Below are 20,460 nucleotides of genomic sequence, written 5' to 3' on the forward strand. Positions count from 1 at the left end.
TTTTTTCTTCCTGGAATGATACTATACCTTTTGTTGAAAATAATATTTCATGCGGGTGTAGTTCAATGGTAGAACACTAGCCTTCCAAGCTAGATACGTGGGTTCGATTCCCATCACCCGCTTATTTTATTGCAATGCAGCTCTTTATAGAGGACCGAATCTTTGATGTAAAAAAGGTTCGGCCTTTTTAGGTTTCAAAATTTCCTTTTTTGCACAGCGAAAACCCGCTTGCCATACGGCTCGCGGGCTTCGTTGTTATTATCGTTATCTAAAGGAATGAGAGTAAAGTGCTACACCGTGTTTCACTTCCGGTGTTCACTTTTGTGAGGGGGATGATAGTTGATGTGTTCTTCAACTATCTGAGTTCATTATAGAAAAGAAATATGTCTAAAGTATGTTCCTTTTCTAAAAGAAATCGAAAATTCCTTAAGTGCCTCTTAAGAATTCCTTGCGTTCCCTCTTCTTTTTCCTAAGAACTCCCGGATTCCACAGGTTTTAAGAATCCGCCGATGTTGTTGTCCTGAAAAAAAGTATTGCCGCTGTACAAAAACAGCACCTCATTGATTCCGTAGGTGTCCATCAGTTCATCCGCATTTCCCGCATAGTATCTGGGGTCCACCATGACAATCTCCTGGTAAAAAGGCGTCAGAAACGGGACAAAGCTGTTGGCAAACGAATCCTTTACCAAAAGCAGTCTCCTGGTATTTTTCACATCGGTTCTAATGTCCAGCAAGGAATAATTCCCTCCCTGGAAAACCTGATATCCGTTCTGGGTATCCAACTGCTTTTCGTCATAGAGAGAGGTCCGTTTTTTCTGATTTTCCACATAACTGACAACATACTTTGTATGGTCTTCCTTGGGAAGATACAGCTCTATCTTTTCCTTTTCTCCCCTTCTGAACCCGCTGGTCTTGGAAAGAGCTCCATTAAACTGCGTCGTTACCGGATATTTCTTGTAGGCACTTTCATCCAAAGGCAGCTCCGCCTCTTTCCCATATTCCAAAAAAGCATAAAAAACGCCCGTACCGGTCCAGTGATGGTCCGTTTTATAATAGATGTTCTCCTCCTTGTGATCCTCCATCACCCGCTGTGCCTCCACCCAGCGGATCCCCGGAGACAGTTCTTCCCGGACGCCTTCGATCATATCTGTCTGGCTGGCCTGACGCACCAGAGGCGGCAGCTTCTCCTGCAGGATCTCTCCCGCATCCGGCACCAGCATCATGCGCATCGTCACCTCCGGATATCTGCCCTGAAAATCATTCATTCCCCGGACGGTATTCTCTACATACTCTTTTTTCGGCGGTTCTATTTTTTCCAGCAACTGTCCGTTTTTTCCCAGATAGACCCCGTTTTCTTCCCGGTTTCCGCCGATTCGCTTTAAGGAGGCGTGAAAAATTCTCCAGACACTTCGCCCCACAAACTGATCGGATACATATGCTTCGTACTTTTTCATAAAATTTCCCGACAACACGCCGTGGAAGGTCAGCTCCGGTCTTTGTGCCAGCGTCCGGTTTTCTTCCTCCGAGATCTTTTTATCCCGGATCACAGGCCCCAGCACTGCCAGCGCCAGTATTACTGTCAAAAAAATGATGCCTACTCGTTTATTTCCCCTTTTCATTGCTTTGATCCCTTTTCCTTGCACAAACAGTTAAAATCTAAAATACAAAAATGGATTAAATGTACTGGATACCAGGCAGGACAATGCCACCAAAAATATCCCGGCATACAAAGACAGCGCCATCCATCGGGGATTTCCCTCATACTTGTCACTGTTCAGCAGCCAGACTGCCGCCGGTGTGCTTCCGATGATACAGCACAGAAAAAGCAGCCAATTGGATGCCAGATAATAGACACTCATACTATCCAGTGCGCCTTTACTTCCCACTCCAAACAGGATCCCGATATAGCGGATAGCTCCCTGCAGGCTGTCACTGAAAAAGAACACCCAGCCTATCAGTACCACTGCCAGCGTATAGATCCTTTGCATCCATCCGGGGCCTCTTTCCAGCGCGTTGCCCCACACAAATTTTTCCAGGATCAAAAACACTCCGTAATACAGTCCCCAGAATAGAAAGTTCCAGGCCGCCCCGTGCCAGAACCCTGTCAACGTCCACACGATCAGAAGATTGATGATCTGCCGTTTTCCGCCTTTTTTGTTGCCTCCCAGAGGAATGTACACATATTCCCGGAACCAGGTTCCCAAAGAAATATGCCATCTTCGCCAGAACTCGGTAATGCTTCTGGACGTATAGGGATAATGAAAATTTCTCCGAAAGTCAAAGCCAAACATTTTTCCAAGCCCTATGGCCATGTCCGAGTATCCGCTGAAATCAAAATAAATCTGAAGTGCATAGGCCACCGCCCCTATCCATGCCGTCAGCACATAGGCGGTTCCCTCCTGCAAGAAGCTGCCATGGATCATGTCGAAGACTGCGCCGATCCCATTTGCAAGAATCACTTTCTTCCCCAGCCCAATAATGAAATACCTGGCTCCTGCCCCAAACTTTTCCAGAGATTCCTTTCTCTGGGCAAGCTGCTTGTCTATGTCGATGTAACGGACGATAGGCCCTGCGATCAACTGGGGAAACATGGAAATGTACAGGGCAAAATTCATCACATGCTTCTGCGGCTTTACTTCTCCCCGGTAAATGTCAATGAGATAGGAGATCGCCTGAAAGGTGTAAAAGGAAATCCCTATGGGAAGCGCGAGTTTCCTGTAAGGAAGAGGAACCGGAGAAATCTGGTTCCATATCCCTGCAAAAAAGCCGGAATACTTGAAAAATCCCAGCAGCGCCAGATTTGCAGCCAGTGCAAAGCCCAGCTCCCGCTTTCCGGATCCTCCCGCCTCTTTGGCCAGATAGATATCCCTTCCACAGATGTAATTCAACAAGATGGACAACAGCATCAGCCCGATATAGACAGGTTCTCCCCATGCATAAAAAACCAGGCTGGCCAGCAACAGCACCACATTTTTCAGACGCTTGGGAGCAATGGCATAAGCCAGCAACGTTATCGGAAAAAATACGAACAAGAATGTCACACTGCTAAATAACATGCCCTTCCTCCTTAAAGACTTTTTGAAAAAGTATCCCGATAACCAGAAGCTTTCGGCGACACAGCCAGAAAAATATAGGTTCCCCGGATGCTGATCTCTGCATGCTCCAGCAATTCCACCTGTTTAGGGGCATACCCTGCGAAATCATTTTTCCGATCTGCCAGTCGTCTCTCAATGGCCGTCTCTACCTCCTGCACCTGGGACTCCTCTTTCACCTTGATAACCAGAAGCTCCTGTGCGGACATACTGGTGGTTGCCACATAGCAAAGAACGCCTTCATAATCTGTGCCGTTTAAACCATAATACCGCTTTAAGCCCTGCTCTCCTGCGTTTTTCAACCTCCGCGTGTCCACTACCTGTTCCATTTCTTCCCTTACTTTGGAAAATTTCTGGTCGCTCCCTCCCACATAGTGCAGCAGGAAACCTACATACACGGCGATCCCCAGTATCACTGCGTATTTTAAGCCTTTTACAAGGACTCTCTCTTTTCGGTTTCCCTGCTGCTGCAGCATGTGCTTCACTGAATATTGTTCCATCTTTATAGTCCTGCCCCTTCCACCATCTGCTGCAGCCATTTGGGATAAAATTCTATTTCAAAGTGGTACCCGTCTTCTGCATAATCTGTTTCCTGTGCCAGTCCCTCGTTATCCAAAAAGGAGACTCCCTGTTCTTTGCACATGCTTCGGATCGCTTCATTGTAGGGCTGTAGATCCTTATAGGCTTCATTTTCCACCACATCCAGAGACAGTACCGGAAACAGTCCGTTCACAAAAATCTCCGATTCCGGAAGCGCCTGCCTTAGTTGTATGATAAAATCTGCGTATTCCTGTCTGAACAGTTCCACGTCTCCGTGCACATGCCCCACATCATTAAACCCATAATAAAGAAATACACACCTGGGCTTCAGCTCTGTGACGGTTTCCAGCTGCTTGTCGTAAGAGGTCAGTCCGGTTCCTACTTCTGCCACCACATTCGTACTGTCCAGAACGTTGTAGGTAGAAAATCCGGACGCTACCGAATCTCCCATAATGACACACCCCGAAAAGGCCTCCCGGTAATCTCGCTGCGCTGCCGCACCTTCCTCCTGCAGCTGCTCCTGCCGCACCTTCCGGACAGCGTCTTCCGTTTTTAAAAGATCTCTTTTTTCCAGCTTTTGAAGGAGCTTTCTCCCCTCCGACACATCCTCTTTCTGTGGGAGCAGAAGCCTGATCCCCATCCCCAAAAGCGCCAGGATCCCCAGAAGTACAAACACGGTCAGAACCTGATATTTTCTTTTGATCCCCGCTTTGCCCCCGGTCCTTTTCCTGCCCTCCACAGCGTTTCCTCCCCTCTTTTTCTAATCGATCCGCTCTTTTTTCCCCAAGCGCACTTCCTCTACCTGACCTGCCAGAGATTCTTCCACCCCATCAAACAGATAGGTTTTTCCTTCCGGTCTGCTCTTTTGATATGCCAGGCCCTCTTTTTTGATACGAAGAATCTCTTCCAGGAATTCCCGGGAAGAAAGAAGCGTTCCTCCCTGCCCCTGGATGATCACCTGTTCTACCCAATCGGACGTCACCACAGTCACATGATGCTTCCTTCCCATCCGATGCACCGTTTTTTCAATATACTGATCCGCCGTCTCTGCCTCTTTGGTATAAACTACAAAAACATTGTGGTATTTTTCTACTTTTGTCGGGTTTCCCTCCACCTTGTAGGCATCAAATACGGCGATGACCGGAATCCCCCGGTATCCCTGGTAATCACTTAGTACATCCAAAAGCCTCCATCTTGCCGCACTGATATCTTCCTGCGCCAGTTCCTTCAATTCTTTCCAGGCAAAGATCACGTTGTATCCATCCACCAGAAGGTATTCCTGCACCGGTTCCCGGGAAGTAGCGTGGTTTCCTGCGGAAACCGTCTGCTTCCGCCTTTCTTTTCCACCGACTCTTCCATAGGTGCGAAGTAAAATCTCTTCCATTTCCTCCTGGGTGATCTCCCGATTTCCGGAAACACTCCTTCCAGTCCTTACGCCCGTACCGGTATCTTCCTCCGGTTTTTGTCTGCCTTCGTCTGTATGAACGTGCATCCGCTCTTCTGCTTCCTTCCATGATACCGAAATCCCGGATCCCTGACAACAGAAAATCGACCCTGCCGGCCATTCCTTGTCCTCTTCCGGAGAATATCCTGCCATTTCTATGACCTGCTGCGGCTCCTGACAGGTTCCGTATCCTTCCACCGTCAGAGAACAGCTTCCTCTCCCACCGGTAAACGCCGCCACTTCTCTAGCGTACTGCTCCAGAGCTGACACCGGCGCCTCTCCCCGGATCAGCACCGTTTCTCCTGCCTGCTCCAGCGGAAAAAGTCTGGCGCCTCTTCGATCCAAATCGGTCAGGAGCTTTCCTGCATTCTCGGAAGGCGCCTGTATCCACACGCTGTAATAGGGCTCCAGAAGTACCGATCTTGCTTTTAAAAGTCCTTGGCGCAGGGCCCGTCTTGCAGCCTCCCTGAAGTCTCCGCCCTCTGTATGCCGGATATGTGCCCGGCCGGCTATCAGGGTAATACGGATATCCGTTACCTCCGCCCCCGTCAGCACTCCTTTGATCCCTTCTTCTTTGAGAGCTGCTACCACCAGCTTTTGCCAGTGCTCCTCCAGCACATTCGTATCACAGTCTCTCTTTATCTCCACTCCGCTTCCTCTGGGAAGCGGTTCCAGTTTCAGATGTACCTCTGCATAATGCTTCAGCGGTTCAAAATGACCTCTTCCCACCACCGTATCTGCTATGGTTTCCTTGTAGAGGATGCTCCCTTTTGAAAATCGTACACGCAAGCCGTACTTTTCCTGTATCCATGCCTGCAGGATCTCCACCTGCACTTCCCCCATCAGGCGGACATACATCTCCTGCGTCTTTCTGCACCACTCCACCTTCAGCATCGGATCCTCTTCTTCCAGCTTTTGAAATGCCTGCAGCACTTCGTGTACGTCTGTCGTTTCTTCCGCTTCCACCCGGTATTTCAGCACCGGCTCCAAAAGAGGGCGTCCTTTTCCTTCCTCCCAGCCCAGGCCTTCTCCGGCTCTGGTATGGCTAAGTCCCGTGATCCCGCAAATTTCTCCGGCCATTGCTTCCTCCTGGCAGGTATATCTGTCTCCCGAATAAATACGGATCTGATGGATTTTTTCTGTGTAAAGAGTTCCTTCTTCATCCCTGTAGGGGATCGATTCCCGAAGTCCGATCCGGCCTCCTGTGATCCGTACATGAGTGACCCGACTGCCTCTGTCATCTCTTGTGATCTTAAAGATTTTTGCTCCAAAGCCTTCCTTCTGCGGAATCTCTGTCTCTTTTTGTCGGGATCCTCCTGTTCCTTTCTTTTCCCCGACCTTCTCTTTTTTCTCTTTCTTCGTTTGTGACCAGTCTTTTGTCTGGCCATATGTGAAGATTCCTTTCAGGAACGCTTCTGTCTGCCAGAGTTTTAAGGCAGAACCAAAGTAACAGGGAATGAGTTTTCTGCTTCCGATCAGCCTCCTGATCGTCTCCGTTTCCAGTCGTCCCGTTTCCAGGTATTCTTCCAGCGCCTCCTCGTCACAGGTGGCTGCCTCTTCCCACAATTTATCTTCTTCCTTTTGGAAATCTATGCATCCTTCCTGCAATTCCCCGTTTAGCTGTCTTTGCAGCTGTTCCCGGTCAACGCCCGGAAGATCCATTTTATTGACAAAGATGAACACCGGCACCTGATAAAGTTCCAGAAGGCGCCAGAGGGTTCTGGTATGAGCCTGTACGCCATCCGTTCCGTTGATCACCAGGATCCCGAAGTCTATCACCTGCAGCACCCGTTCCATTTCTGCCGCAAAGTCCACATGACCCGGTGTGTCCAGAAGGATGATCTGCGTATCTCCTTCCTCGATCCGCGCTTCCTTTGAAAAAATCGTGATCCCGCGCCTTCGCTCCAACGCAAATGTGTCCAGAAAGGAATTTTTCTCATCTACCCGCCCCAGCTTCCTCAAAGCTCCCGCCTGGTACAGCAGGGCCTCTGCCAGCGTCGTCTTTCCTGCATCCACATGGGCTAAAATCCCTGCGCAAATACGTTTTGACAGCTCTTTTTCCGCGCTTTTTTCATGACTTTTGGATGTATTATTCCCCATGAAAATGCTCCTTTCCACACGCTCTGATTACAGTGATTATCATATCACAAAAAAACAGGCAAGTCGATAAACCATTCCTCTACAAGGCATCACAGTTCATTTCTATATTGTTTATCACAATACATTTCGTGAGATATGTCATTCTGTATAAAAAATCCCCTCAACTCCAAATTTGAAATTGAAGGGAACATATTCATGAATGCTCCGGCAAACTTTTATCTTTCACAACCGGAAGAACTTCTTGACAAAACACCTAACATTATTTAACAAAGTATTTCTGTAAATTTTTTTGTTATCAGCTGTGGGCGGGTGATGATACTTCCTACCACCGCACTGTAACATCCTAGCTCTATAACTCTTTTGGCCTTTTCCGGAGTGTCGATATTGCCCTCCGCTATAACCGGGTGCTTTACTTTGCTCAAAATCTTTCTGATAAATTCAAAATCATTATGCTCAATCTTTACTCCTGCACTCTGTTCTGTATATCCTACCAACGTTGTCCCGACAAAGTCAAAACCAAGAGCATCCGCATAAAATGCTTCCTCTACAGTGGAACAGTCGGCCATAAACAGCTGATCCGGATATCGCTTCTTTACCTCATGGAAAAACACCTCCAGTGTCCTTCCATTCGGACGTATGGTGTCTGTTGCATCAACTGCTATAATCTCTGGCTGTACTTCCATAAGTTCATCTATCTCATCTATCGTTGGAGTAATATAGACTTTACAGTTTTCATATTCCCTCTTAACAATCCCTATAATTGGTAATCCAGTACGGGCTTTTATCTCCGTAATATCTTCTTTTGTATTGGCACGAATGCCACAGGCTCCTCCTTCCTTTGCAGCCTGCGCCATTCTTCCCATGATATAGGGAGAATGTAATGGCTCATGTGGCAATGCCTGACATGACACTATCAATTTTCCCCGAATTGCCTCCAGAATGTCCCGCTTGTCCATCTTTTTTTTTGCCCCTACATCCACTTTGATTTTGACAACAATTTTTTCGATCTGCTGCGGCTCTTTCAACATCATTCCCACTTTATGCGCATCATTGGGATAGCAAACCATAAAGTCTCCCTTTTTCAGATAATATCTCCCGCTTTCTTTCCCAGTATAAAATCCAATATCCTTCACACTGTCAAAAGGAATATCTACATCCAGAGTATTTACATCTGCTGTCGCGATGCCTTCTGTTCCTTTTACGATATAGTGTATGTCTATATATTTCTGATGAGCTTCGTATCTACACTCGTTCTCCGGTTTCGACATAAATACAATAGGATTACAGGAAATCCGATCCGGCGCCAGTACAGTATTTGCCTCCACGGATTCTCCCTCCTTCAGCTTTGCCAAAAAACAAAGTACTTCGTATAACTCCGGATACCCTATGTAATTTTTATAGTTGCAAATAGAATCAAAAATCATACTTGTCACCTCTTGTTTTTACAATACTTTTCCTTTGGAGAGCTTCTCTGTTATTTTCCTCTTTATTTATCATTCACATTCGAGAAGCCCCCTTATTTTTTCCGATACGCATCTATTTTCTCTTGTCAAACCAACTGCCGACAGGAAACAAAATGATAATATGCCCCCAACATCCCTGCTCGATTTCCATTCTTGGCAAATGCAATTTTGGTATGCCTGGCAACGGATCTGATCAAGTGACTATTTACACTTTTTAATATCAACGGTTCTAAGTATTCTTTTTGTGCCATAATCCCGCCTCCAAGAACTACCATTTCAGGATTAACCATATAACAAATATTCGCAATTCCCATTCCTAATATATCCGTCATTTCTTCGATGGCTTTTATGCAATCCCTATCTCCGCTTTTTGCCTGATCAAACACATATTTCCCATTCACGCCACAAACAGGAATATGTTTCATGGCGGCTACTCTTTTTGTCAATACGCTACTTGCTCCCTGATCCTGAAATGCTCCCCCCGGCAAATGCATATATCCTACCTCACAGGCACTTCCTGAAAACCCATGGAACACCCGCCTGTCAATGATCAATGCTCCGCCAATTCCTGTTCCTATCGTAAGGCATACACTGACATAAGTGCCTTTAGAGGCCCCCGAATAGCATTCTGCCAACCCTGCGCAGTTCACATCATTTTCCACTTCACACGGAAGCCTACAACTCTGCTCAATGGCTTTTTTAATCTTTGTTCCTGCATAATCTGGAATCAGCGGAGCAGCGTGCGTAATAACTCCATGCTTGCAATCTACAACCCCTGCCGTAGAAATGCATATTCCTTCACCATTGCACTCTGCTTTTAATTGTTCCACTAATGCAATCACTTTTTTTAAGATATGAGGTCCTCCAAGATGTGCTTCCGTACTGCATTCTTCTGCTTTGAGAAACTTTCCTTTTTCATTTATAATCCCATACTTGATCGTGGTTCCCCCAATATCTATGCAAATATATTCTTTCATTTTGTCACACCTTAAAGGGAGGCTCCCTGTTGTATTGGAACCTCCTTTTGTTATTTATTCAAACTGTCTATTGCCTCTTTTATCATTTTCACGCATACTTCTATCTGATGCCTATCATCCTCAATGATATCCGGAAGCGGTTTTCTGACGCCTCCAATATCCATCCCCTGTGCTCTTAGAATTTCTTTCATGACTGCATAGAGATTTCCGTAACATGCACACATTGCGTAAATAATCCTGTCGATTCTATACTGTATTTCCTGTGCCCTTTGGAGGTTTCCGTTTTGAACCTCTTCTTCTGCTGCAAGGTACAGCTCTGGCATAACCGCATAAGTACCCCCGATACCCGCATCGGCTCCCATAACCCTCCCCCCCACAAATTGTTCGTCAGGGCCATTAAAGATTACACTGTTTTCTCCTCCGATTTCCTTAAACATCTGGATATCCTGCACTGGCATAGATGAATTTTTAACACCGATCACTCTCGGATTTTCTCTCATTTTTTTGTACAAAGATGTACTTAATGCAACACCTGCCAGCTGCGGAATGTTATAGATAATAAAATCTGTATTCGGTGCAGCGGCACTGATTTCATTCCAATAATCTTCTATTGCATAATCCGGAAGGTGAAAATAGATGGGTGGAATCGAAGCGATTGCATCCACACCGACTTTTTCCGCATGCGCAGCCAGTTCGGCACTGTCTGCTGTGTTGTTGCATCCCACATGTGCGATAACTGTAATTCTTCCTTTTGCAACCTTCATTACACTTTCAAGGGTTTTCTTTCTTTCTTCTTTACTTTGGTAAATACACTCTCCCGACGAACCACAAACATATAGTCCCCTGATGCCTTTATTGATCAGATACTCCGCAAATTTTTCAGTTCGTTCCCTGCTTACATTTCCTTCTTCATCGTAGCAGGCATAAAATGCCGGGATAATGCCTTTATATTTCCTCAAATCTTTCATAAGCTTCCCCTTTTTATTCTGTACTTATCAAAAACCTTTTTTCCTGATTCTCTGTCGGTAAGTCCTTCATAGAATATGATCTCTATTTCAAAATAGTTTTCAAGCGAAGTCCTTCTACACGCATACACTTATCAGCCTGTAATTTCACTTACTTTTACGACTCTTCCTTCGTAACGCGATTTTGTACAAGCATCCGCCGTCGCGATCGCAGCTCGTGCCGCTTCTCCCGTCAACAGTGGCTTAAATTCATCACTTGCTTCCATTCCGTGCATTATGTCATTTAGGTATTTCATCTCATTCACCATAATTCCCTGTAACCATAACGGTGGAATCTTGTCGGGATTTCCATACTGAATTGCTCCATCCATCTCTGTACTATGATAAATACGCGTGCGATCATCATCTTCTTCCTGTGTTTCATGGAGAAGAAAGTGTGTTTCTTTTCCGTCCACCTTTAGTGTTCCCCCTGCGTCATACATGTTCAGTTTAATAGCTCCCTCAGTTCCTTGAATAAGCAGATAGTGCTCTGGCCAATGAAATGCGGATCCCCATTCCAATACTGCATATCTGTGATCAGAAAATTTCATGTTGATAAAAAGCATATCATCCTCATCTCCAAATGCTTCTCCCTTGTGTGCAACATTATCCGCATTCATGTACACTGTTTCTGGCGTTTCTCCCATAATAAATTGAACACAATCAAGTTCGTGAATGTGGTGATATAAATGCCCGCCTGACTTTTCGCGGATTTTTTTCCAAGAAACAGACGACTGAACATCTTCCCATCCATTTCTGGCAGAGTGGCAATAAAGCACCTTTCCAATTGCTCCGTCTTTAATCAGCTGTTTTGCATGGCGTACACCATTAAAAAAATTCATAACATGCCCTGCCATAAAAATCACATTATTTTCTTCGCATACACTGACCATTTCATCACAGTCTTTGTAATTTAATGCAATCGGTTTTTCACAAAAAACATGTTTTCCGTTTTGTGCCGCTTTCATAACAGGTTCTTTATGCAGATAATTCGGCGTTGCAACGATAACACAATCAACATCAGCCCTTGATACAAGTTCATCTAAACTTGAAGCAACAGCACACCCTAATTCTTTTGCAATTTTTTCACCATTTTCCGGGTCGTAAACCACCGTTACTGCCGCACCTTCATTTTTTTTCATGATTCTGGCAAGTTCTGCTCCAAAGTATCCTACTCCAACCACACCATAATTCGTCATTCTATTATCCTCCATTACTTATCGTTTCCTTTTATTTCACTGATCCTTCTGATAATCCACCCGCAATTTTGTTTTGGATAAAACAGAAGAAAATAATTGACGGTATCACTACAATAACTGATGCTGCCATCATATCTCCCCAATCCAATATTTCAGAGCCGTCCAGAGATCTCAAAGCCACTGCAACCGTCATCTTACTGGTGTCATTTATCAAAATCAGCGAATACAAAAACTCATTCCATGCGTTGATGAATGTGTAAATTGCTGTCGCGACAATCCCTGGCATCACAAGTGGCAATACAACCTTCCTAAAGACGATCATTTTACTTGCTCCATCAATTTTAGCGGCTTCTTCAATTCCTACAGGTACCGTTTTAAAAAACCCTACAAGAAGCCATACTGCATAAGGGATACTAAATGATAGATAAACGGTGATCAGTCCAATTCTCGTATTTGTCAACCCCAGTTTCGCCATCACTATTGAATATGGAATTGCCAAAAGAATTGGAGGAAAAATATAGGTTGTCACCAAAATTTTTGATAAAATTGCACCCAACCGCGGAAAAAACCTCACGATCCCATATGCTGCAAGAGCAGATACAACAATGGCTATTGCTGTGGTCGTCAATGCTATGAGTATACTGTTTTTTATATTGTCGATAAAATTCAAGTCAAAAATCACATGCTTAAAATAGTCAAACGTAACTGTTTTAGGCAAAAATCCTGTTGGATTTCCTGTCAACTCACCTTTTCCCTTAATGGATGATATGATAATCCAGACAAGCGGAAACATAGCAATTGCCGTAAGCATCAAAAGGTAAATATGGCAAAATATATCTCCAATTTTTTTACCTCGTTTTTTCATTATTTCCGCTCCTCCTTTTCCCAATATGCAATAACTTTGAAATACATAATACATACAGTCATGAGGAACAGGAACAATATCACCGTGACTGCAGATGATTTTCCTAAAAGCTTTGTCCCCCATCCCATATTATATGCATATACAGGAACTGTTTCCGTCGCCCCGGCCGGACCGCCTCCCGTAATAAGGTAAATAAAGTCAAAATTATTAAATATCCAAACTGTTCTCAAGACCACCAGCAATCCCATTACAATCTTAATGTGAGGTAGAGTTATATACAAAAAAGACTGCCATCTGCGTGCCCCATCAATTTCTGCTGCTTCATACTGATCCTGCGGAACAGTCTGCAGAGCGGATAATACATTCACCATGATCATAGGTGCACCAAACCAGATATTAATAAATACAAGCATTAAAAACGCCATTGTCTTCTCTGTCAAAAACTGAGGAGGTGTTTCACACATTCCCCACTCCACTAGAATATTCGGCAAAACACCATAAACACCATTTAAAATCCATTTCCAGGAAAATGCGATTACAATAGACGGAAAAGCCCACGGGATAATCAACAGCGTTTTATACATCCCTTTTAAGTGTTTTACTCGATTCAATGCCAAAGCTGCCGTAAACCCCACAAGTAACTGTCCCAATAACGAAAGAACCGTCCATTTTAATGAATTCCAAAAAGAATTCCAAAAGTTCGCATCTGCTAATATATCTTGATAGTTTTTGACTCCAACAAAGTCATATGTTAACCGAATCAGGTTTTTATTAGTAAAACTATAGAAAATACTTGAACATATCGGATAAACAAACAGTGCTATCACTGTAATCACAGCAGGAAACACAAACAGCCATCTTATATAGTCTTTTTTCATTCTTCTACCACCTTTGGAAAGAGGAGGAAGGCATTGCTTCCCCCCCTTGTTGTCATTTACTGCTGTGCAGCTTCAAATAATGCATTCAATTTATCTTCCGCCGCTTTAGCTGCCTTTTTAACGTCTGTGCCATTTGTAATGATGTCCTGGAACATTTCTTCAATCACATGCTGATTAGTCAAAATTCCTGCCTGTATACTCGGACCATGTTCAAATCCAATTGCAGTCCCTCCCGGAATTTGGGATGAAATTACTTCTTCTGCGTGAGAAAATTGCTGTATGGTTGCATTATCTTTGTATGATTCTGTATCTGCAATTCCTTTTACTGCAGGAAGCATCCCTACTGGCTGTGCATGAAGAAACTTAACATATGTGTCTTCCTCATACAGTTTTCTCATAAATGCCGCACAAATTTCCGGATGCTTGGAATTTTTCCAGATCACCATTGGCTGATTTGACGTAGTAATTCCCTTTTGTTCTGATCCGTCAATTGTAGGAATCGGATAACAGTCAATATACTGCAGGAGATCCGGAGAATTCTTTTCAACACCCCCAATTTGAAATCCACTGTTGAAATCAAATGCAGTTTTCCCCTGATAATATAATGTAGCCTGATCTAATACATCATAATTAACAGACTCTTTCGGAGAACACTCATTGTACACTTTTAACCAGTAATTTATTCCTTCAATCGCCAGATCGCTTGTCAGGTCAGCTTTTAAATCATCCGTCAAAAGACTTCCACCTCCACTACGAACATAGAAATTCAGAAAATTAGTAGCTTGGAAGTCACTAGACCCACACGGGAAGGACAATCCATAAACCCCGTCCTTTGTAAGCGTTTTTGCTGCCTCATAAAGTTCATCCCAAGTCTTGGGAACTTCTAAATTGTTTGCTTCCAGAAGATCTTTCCGGATCCACATTACCATAGCGTGTGAGTATAAAGGTATCGCATAATTATTTCCATCAACAGAACATTCTGCTAATGTGCTTTTTGCAAATTTATCTCTCCCTATATCGTCAATCAGGTCATTTAGCGGGATTAACGCATCTGCATTGATCATTTCCGCCACCTGACCTACCAATGCAGTACTCATATCCGGAACATTTCCTGATGCAAGTCCCGTTGTCCACTTTGTATAAAAATCATTCCATGAAAATGTTTCTATTTTGATATTAACCTTTGGATTCTCTTCCATAAATTCGTCTGCCGCTTTTTGAATCGTCTCAAGTCTTGGCCCCTGTGTAAATGAATGCCAAAACGTAATATCTCCACTCAATTCCCCCGATGCTTCCGTAGATGCGGATTTTTCTTTTTCTTTCCCACATCCTGTAAACAATGCAGTCACCAACATTGTTACAGTCAATACCATTGCCAGTTTCTTTTTCATAATAATCTCCTTTCTCTCAACACTCTCCCACATTTTTGTGCGTATCTTGCAATATATTGCAATTATATTCTTTATTTTTATACATTTCTACTAACTCAAGTAGCAAAAATAGCATTTTACGCTTATTTTAGTCATCATTTTTGATTTTTCTCTTATGCGGTATCGGTCGTAAACAAAAATTACCGGGCGATATAATTTGAACATTATAACGTCCGGTAATTTTTTTCATCTAAAATTCTTTTGCCCCTACCCGATAACGATTCGGCGTATAACCAAACGCCTTTTTAAACTCCCGAATGAAATAATTTGGATCTTCATATCCTACATCATAGGCAATTTCGCTGATGCTTTCCGTACTGACCAATAATTTTCTTGCGGCTGTAGTAAGTTTAATCTCTTTCGCATATTCCATAGGAGATTTTCCGGTATTATCTTTGAAAAGTGTGCTAAAACGCTGTTTGCTTAACCCCACCATCCTCGCCATCTTTTCAGGTGTAAATTTTTCTTCCGGGTGCAGAATGATATAATCTGTTACAATTCTCACTCTGGAATCCATCTTATTACATTTTGATTCCCGCAAAAGAATCTTGTCCAGATCACACTCTTTTGCATCCTCTCTTCTTCTTTCCACATGCTCCGGAATTCCTCTGACAGATAAACTTGCGATCAAGACATACAGATATCCACGAATAAAACTCTTTTTCGCCACATGTTTTGTTTTGACCCATTTGTAAATTTCTTCAAAATATTTTTCTTCTCCCTGCGCCTGGGTAATTCTCTGAAGCCCATAATATTCTTTTAAAACATCCTTATCTTCCCAGAATACCGAAGTAATAAAACGGACACTGTAAAACTCAAAATTTCCGGAAACCGCACGGCAGGACATTTTACATCCCCATGGAATATAAACAATATCATTTTGTTTTACATGTATTTTTTCTCCGTTTATAAAAAACTCTGCTTCTCCCCGTACAATATAACGCAGCATATTGTACGGGACTTTTGATTCCGGATAAAACCATTCTTTCCCCATACTATATAAATCAATATATAAAAAAGAAAATTTTATATCATCAAAATCAGACATTTCCATCTCTCACTTTCTAAGCATAGTAAGTATTTGTTTTTAATCTCTTCTGTTTAACAAAGTCATACTATCATAATTCTGGTTATTTTTGTATGGAAAACATTCTCTTTTATCCTCACAGATTCCATGCTAAACTAAGAAGGCATCACCATGCGGAAAGCAGACGCATTCTCGCTGCCGGCAGGATCTGCGATCCTCTCGGCAATATTGATTCTTAAAAGAAGAGAGGTTACATGTATGAACAAAAAAGAAATCTTGGAAATCCGCCGTCAGTTTACACCGGAGAACTGCTCCATTACCCGTATCTGCGGCTGTTATGTAGATTATGAAAAAGAAAAAAAGGCGCAGATGTCCAAAACCTTCCTGACTCTCCCGGAGGAAGAAGCGTTTAAATATTTTGATATTTTCAGGCACACCCTGTCCGGTACTTTTGGAAAGCATCTGTTGTCCGTAGATTTTCCCTTGGAATCTGAGCTCTCCGGCGAAGCCTATCAGCTTCTTTGCCAGCTTCGTACTTCCCGACTGGAAGATGAGGAATTGGTCCATTCCTTTTTTGATAAGGTGATTGAAAATTATGTGTTTGCGGAAAATTACTATATCACCCTGATCCATGCCGTCTATGATGTTCCCGGAAAATCCTCCGACGGCTCCCAGATGTTTGACGCTTCGGACAATGTGTACGAGCACATTTTATGCAGTATCTGTCCTGTAAAGCTGACAAAACCGGGACTGACCTATAATGCGGAGACGGATCTGATCGAAGAACGGATCCGGGACTGGTTTGTGGAAGCTCCTGTGGGAGGCTTTTTATTTCCTGCTTTCTCCGACAGACTCTGTGATATGCACCATGCCCTGTACTATACAAAAAAACTGGAAGAGCTCCAGCCGGTTTTTATCCAGAATGTGCTGGGCGGCAACGTCCCCTTGAGTGCCATGGATCAAAAAACCTCCTTCCAGGCGCTGGTCAGCGATACGCTGGGAGATGCCTGCCACTATGAGGCCATCCGAAACATCCATGAATCCATCCAGGAAATGTTGGAGGAAAGCAAGGACGCTCCGGAGCCTTTGGAGCTTTCCAGATCGGATGTAAAAAAACTGCTGGCGCAGGAAGGGGCGTCGGAGGAATCTCTGCGCACATTTGAAGAAGAATTTGATCAGATGGCAGGAGAGTCCCGCACTCTTCTGGCTTCCAATATCGCAGGCACCAAGCACTTTCAGGTGGAAACCTCGGTAGTATCTGTGAAAGTACCTGCCGACAGAAGCGACCTGATCTCTGTCCGGGAGATCGACGGACGAAACTGTCTGGTGATCCCGGTAGAGGACTATCTGGAAGTCAATGGAATGCCGGCGCCTGTCTTTAAAAACAGTCTGGAGTAACACCCATGATAAAAGACACCTCCTTTCGGTTGATCTGCTCCCTTTTCAGTAGGCATGACGATAGATTTCATTCCGGCTGAAAGGACACAGATCAGATTCGATGAGGTGTCTTTTGTGTCTTTTGTGTCTTTTTGTTTTTCGTATTTTGTATTTTTCGGTTCTTATGACCCTGCCCTTTTATATCACACCTTTTTGCAGCATGATATTGGCATACAGGGCCGATTCCCCGGTTGCAATAATGGCATATGCTGTTTTTGCCGCCTCGTAGAAAGCAAATCTTTCCAGATTTCCTACCGCAGCCTCTCCTCTGGCATCATAGTTTCCCACAATTTCCCTGTAGGTATCCCAGATGGGTGTCTCCACCGTATCTCCCGGAACTTTTTCCATCAAAGTCACCGGTTTTTCGGTATAGGTATCCAGAGGAAACACCTCCAGGATCGCTTCTAAAAGTTCCGGAACATTGTGTCCGTCACAGCGGATCACAATCGCATCTTTCCCCATGGATTCCGCCGGAAAATTCCCGTCTGAGATCACGATCCTGTCACTGTGCCCCATTTCACACAGCACCTTCAGAAGCTGCGGCGATAAGATTTTTGGTATTCCTTTCAGCATGGTTCTCTCCCTCTTCTTTCTGTCTTTGATTCTGGGGGTTCTGTTTTTTCTTATTCCCCCCCATATTTTTCCGATATTTTTTATGTATTCCCGCGTTTTTTGTTCCCGGGTTGTTCCTTCAACGATACGGAGGGTGCTTTTGGCACCCTCCGTATCCGTATCCTGACAACCGATCTGCCTTCGTTTTATTTCATGGAAAATTACATTCCGGGAAATAAAACCGTTTCGTAGGCCTCACAGGATTTTTTCTTATTCATACAAGCAAGGAGCGATTTCCTTATCTTCCATGTTGTCTGCTGTATACCACAGGCATCCGGTATCTACGTCAGATACTTTCTCACCTTTGGAAGCCTTTACAGCCAGCTCTACTGCTTTGTAGCCGATCTGTACCGGATTCTGTGTGATGGAACCAGCCAAAACTCCGCTTCTGATGGCATCCAGCTGAATCTTTCCAGCGTCAAATCCAACACCGATCACCTTGTCTGCGCCCAGCTTGTTCAAGCTTTCATTTGCCGTTACCAGGTTCTTTGCAGAGAACTCGTTGGAACCATAGATCGCTACCAGATCATTTTTGTTCAGCAGTGTGTTTGCTACCGTTACGCAGGCTGCATCTTCTACGGTTGCCGGAATTCCAACCTCAACGATTACTTTTGCACCGTCTACTTTTTTGTTGTATTTGTCATGTCCTTCTACAGAAGCTTTATCTTCTCCAATCAGTTTTACCATCTTGTCGATGAAACCTGCCGTTCTGTCGCCGATAGACTGAGATACCGCATCCTGTGCAACAACGCCGATACGTACAGTGTCAGCCGGATCTGTTACCTTATCTTTGATCAGTTCATACATTTTCTCTGCTGCCAGCTCTCCTGCTGCATAGTTGTCTGTGGAAGCGTTAGCTGCGATCACCTTGCTTCCCGGAACACCGGAGTCAAATCCGATCACAGGAATCTCGCTGGACTGTGCGGTATCCAGTGCACTCTTTACAGAGTCCGGATCCAGAGCTGCCAGACAGATTGCGCTTGGCTTCTTGTTGATGGCGTTGTTCAGCTGCTCTACCTGCTCTGCCACTGCAGACTCGTCCTTCGGTCCTACGAAATTCACTTCTACGCCGAACTCTTTTCCAGCCTCTTCTGCACCCTTGTTTACCGCTTTCCAGAAATCGTGCTGGAATCCCTTTGCTACGATTTCTACCGTGCCGCCCTTTGCACTGTCCTCATCGGAAGCTTTCTCTTCCTTTTTGGATCCGCATCCCATTACCAGTGCGGACACCATTGCTGCACACAACAACACGCTAAGAATTCTTCTCTTCATTTTGAAATCCTCCCTTTTTCTTTTTTGTTTTCTATATTTACATCTGCCACAGCAGACATAATATCTGTTTGCAGGATCTTCTCTTTGAGAAGCCTCCATCTCCTGCCGCTGACCGGAACCTCTCCCGCATCGGCTTCTTCTGCCTCTTTAGACAGACGCTGCTTTTTTCCTGTTCAGCACGTCTGCAAATACTGCGCCGATCAATACAAATCCGGTAATGAACAGCTGATAATGCGGCTGCAGACCTACGAAAGGAAGTCCTGTCTTTAATACCGCCATGATAAATACACCGATCAAAGTTCCTGAGATAGATCCCATACCGCCTGACAGAGATGTTCCTCCGATCACGACACCGGCAATGGCATCCAGCTCAAATCCGTTTCCGGTTCCCGGCATCAAGGTGGAATACACTGCCGCGTAGGAAATTCCTGCCAGCGCCGCAAAGAATCCGCTGAAAATGTATGCCAGTGTTTCCCATTTTACTACGTTTACACCAGACAATCTGGCTGCTTCCTTGTTGCTTCCCAGCGCCAGGATATAGCGTCCCGGTCTGGTCTTATTCAGGATAATGGACATTACCACTGCCAGTACGATCAGAAGAATGAATCCTGTGGGGATCCCTGCTCCCGGAAGTCCTTCTCCCTTAAATTTGAAGATATTATGGAACCATGCCCCTGCATCCGTTCCCTGCGGGTATGTGATGCTGGCTGTTCCGGTTACGATGGATCCAAAGCCTCTGGTGATCATCATGGTGCCAAGCGTTGCGATAAATGCCGGAAGTCCCATGATGGATACCATCAGTCCGTTTGCCAGTCCCAGCAGAACGCCCAGCAACAGGATAACCAGCAGGACTACTGCCATAGGCGCTCCTTTTTTCAGCAGGACGCCTCCGATCAGGGAGCAGCAAATGCAGACGGTACCGATGGACAGATCGATTCCTCCGGTGATGATGACAAAGGTTACTCCGATCGCCATGAAACCGATGTAATAAGCTGAATCAAAAATACTGATCAAGGTACTGTATTGAAAAAAGTTGGCTCCAAAAAAGCTGAAGAATGCATACAGGAGTATCAATGCCAGTACCGCCACAAATTTTTGTGTTTTAATTGTCTTTTTCATGT

General features: G+C 44.4%; 17 protein-coding genes, 1 tRNA gene and 1 pseudogene. 2 read left to right on the forward strand and 17 right to left on the reverse strand.

What is annotated here, in order from left to right; translation table 11 throughout:
* Positions 1-51: 51 nt before the first annotated feature.
* Positions 52-122: transfer RNA gene (locus SOW26_RS08490), tRNA-Gly, on the forward strand.
* Positions 123-469: 347 nt separating this feature from the next.
* Here the strand turns inward: SOW26_RS08490 and SOW26_RS08495 are convergent.
* The 14 genes and pseudogenes from SOW26_RS08495 to SOW26_RS08555 form a co-directional block, all read right to left on the reverse strand.
* Positions 470-1,618, reverse strand: coding sequence for a DHHW family protein (locus SOW26_RS08495; protein WP_154476484.1), 1,149 nt, complete (start codon positions 1,616-1,618; stop codon positions 470-472).
* A gap of 30 nt (positions 1,619-1,648) precedes the next feature.
* Positions 1,649-3,055, reverse strand: a complete 1,407-nt coding sequence (locus SOW26_RS08500; RefSeq protein ID WP_320652235.1) for an MBOAT family O-acyltransferase — start codon at positions 3,053-3,055, stop codon at positions 1,649-1,651.
* An 11-nt stretch (positions 3,056-3,066) separates the two neighbouring features.
* Complete coding sequence (locus tag SOW26_RS08505; RefSeq protein ID WP_320652236.1) at positions 3,067-3,591, reverse strand: DUF4358 domain-containing protein; 525 nt, start codon at positions 3,589-3,591, stop codon at positions 3,067-3,069.
* Positions 3,592-3,593: 2 nt separating this feature from the next.
* The gene (locus SOW26_RS08510) at positions 3,594-4,370 is read right to left on the reverse strand and encodes a GDSL-type esterase/lipase family protein (protein ID WP_320652237.1); all 777 of its coding nucleotides are present in this window, start codon (positions 4,368-4,370) and stop codon (positions 3,594-3,596) included.
* A gap of 21 nt (positions 4,371-4,391) precedes the next feature.
* Positions 4,392-7,175 (reverse strand): translation factor GTPase family protein, encoded by a 2,784-nt coding sequence (locus SOW26_RS08515; protein ID WP_320652238.1) that lies wholly within the window; start codon positions 7,173-7,175, stop codon positions 4,392-4,394.
* Positions 7,176-7,438: 263 nt separating this feature from the next.
* The gene (locus SOW26_RS09740) at positions 7,439-8,131 is read right to left on the reverse strand and encodes an N-acetylmannosamine-6-phosphate 2-epimerase (RefSeq protein WP_418896399.1); all 693 of its coding nucleotides are present in this window, start codon (positions 8,129-8,131) and stop codon (positions 7,439-7,441) included.
* Positions 8,132-8,161: 30 nt separating this feature from the next.
* Positions 8,162-8,599 (reverse strand): annotated as a pseudogene (locus SOW26_RS09745) (NanQ anomerase/TabA/YiaL family protein); the annotation flags it as partial.
* Positions 8,600-8,724: 125 nt separating this feature from the next.
* Complete coding sequence (locus tag SOW26_RS08525) at positions 8,725-9,615, reverse strand: ROK family protein (RefSeq protein WP_320652240.1); 891 nt, start codon at positions 9,613-9,615, stop codon at positions 8,725-8,727.
* A 50-nt stretch (positions 9,616-9,665) separates the two neighbouring features.
* A complete protein-coding gene (locus SOW26_RS08530) occupies positions 9,666-10,583 on the reverse strand; it encodes a dihydrodipicolinate synthase family protein (RefSeq protein WP_320652241.1) in 918 nt (305 codons plus the stop codon).
* Positions 10,584-10,714: 131 nt separating this feature from the next.
* Positions 10,715-11,818 carry a Gfo/Idh/MocA family protein gene (locus tag SOW26_RS08535; protein WP_320652242.1) on the reverse strand — a complete coding sequence of 368 codons (1,104 nt, stop codon included), beginning with the start codon at positions 11,816-11,818 and terminating at the stop codon, positions 10,715-10,717.
* Positions 11,819-11,849: 31 nt separating this feature from the next.
* A complete protein-coding gene (locus SOW26_RS08540; protein ID WP_320652243.1) occupies positions 11,850-12,683 on the reverse strand; it encodes a carbohydrate ABC transporter permease in 834 nt (277 codons plus the stop codon).
* On the reverse strand, positions 12,683-13,561 hold the full coding sequence (locus tag SOW26_RS08545) for a carbohydrate ABC transporter permease (protein ID WP_276959101.1): 879 nt from the start codon (positions 13,559-13,561) through the stop codon (positions 12,683-12,685). The genes SOW26_RS08540 and SOW26_RS08545 overlap by 1 nt, the downstream gene beginning before the upstream one ends.
* Before the next feature lie 56 nt (positions 13,562-13,617).
* Positions 13,618-14,952: an ABC transporter substrate-binding protein gene (locus tag SOW26_RS08550; RefSeq protein ID WP_276959103.1), complete on the reverse strand. Its 1,335-nt coding sequence runs from the start codon at positions 14,950-14,952 to the stop codon at positions 13,618-13,620.
* Between the two features lie 229 nt (positions 14,953-15,181).
* Entirely contained in the window at positions 15,182-16,039 is an 858-nt protein-coding gene (locus SOW26_RS08555) for an AraC family transcriptional regulator (RefSeq protein ID WP_276959105.1), read from the reverse strand.
* 237 nt (positions 16,040-16,276) lie between these two features.
* On the opposite strand from SOW26_RS08555, the gene SOW26_RS08560 reads away from it, so the two are divergent.
* Entirely contained in the window at positions 16,277-17,416 is a 1,140-nt protein-coding gene (locus SOW26_RS08560) for a DUF4317 domain-containing protein (RefSeq protein WP_320652244.1), read from the forward strand.
* Between the two features lie 177 nt (positions 17,417-17,593).
* Here SOW26_RS08560 and SOW26_RS08565 read toward each other — a convergent pair whose 3' ends face one another.
* The 3 genes from SOW26_RS08565 to SOW26_RS08575 form a co-directional block, all read right to left on the reverse strand.
* Entirely contained in the window at positions 17,594-18,028 is a 435-nt protein-coding gene (locus SOW26_RS08565; RefSeq protein ID WP_276959109.1) for an RbsD/FucU family protein, read from the reverse strand.
* Between the two features lie 249 nt (positions 18,029-18,277).
* A complete protein-coding gene (locus SOW26_RS08570; protein ID WP_154476510.1) occupies positions 18,278-19,339 on the reverse strand; it encodes an ABC transporter substrate-binding protein in 1,062 nt (353 codons plus the stop codon).
* 147 nt (positions 19,340-19,486) lie between these two features.
* Entirely contained in the window at positions 19,487-20,458 is a 972-nt protein-coding gene (locus SOW26_RS08575; protein ID WP_154476512.1) for an ABC transporter permease, read from the reverse strand.
* Between the last annotated feature and the right edge of the window lie 2 nt (positions 20,459-20,460).

This window comes from Suipraeoptans intestinalis (assembly GCF_034091795.1).
Classification (GTDB): domain Bacteria; phylum Bacillota; class Clostridia; order Lachnospirales; family Lachnospiraceae; genus Suipraeoptans; species Suipraeoptans intestinalis.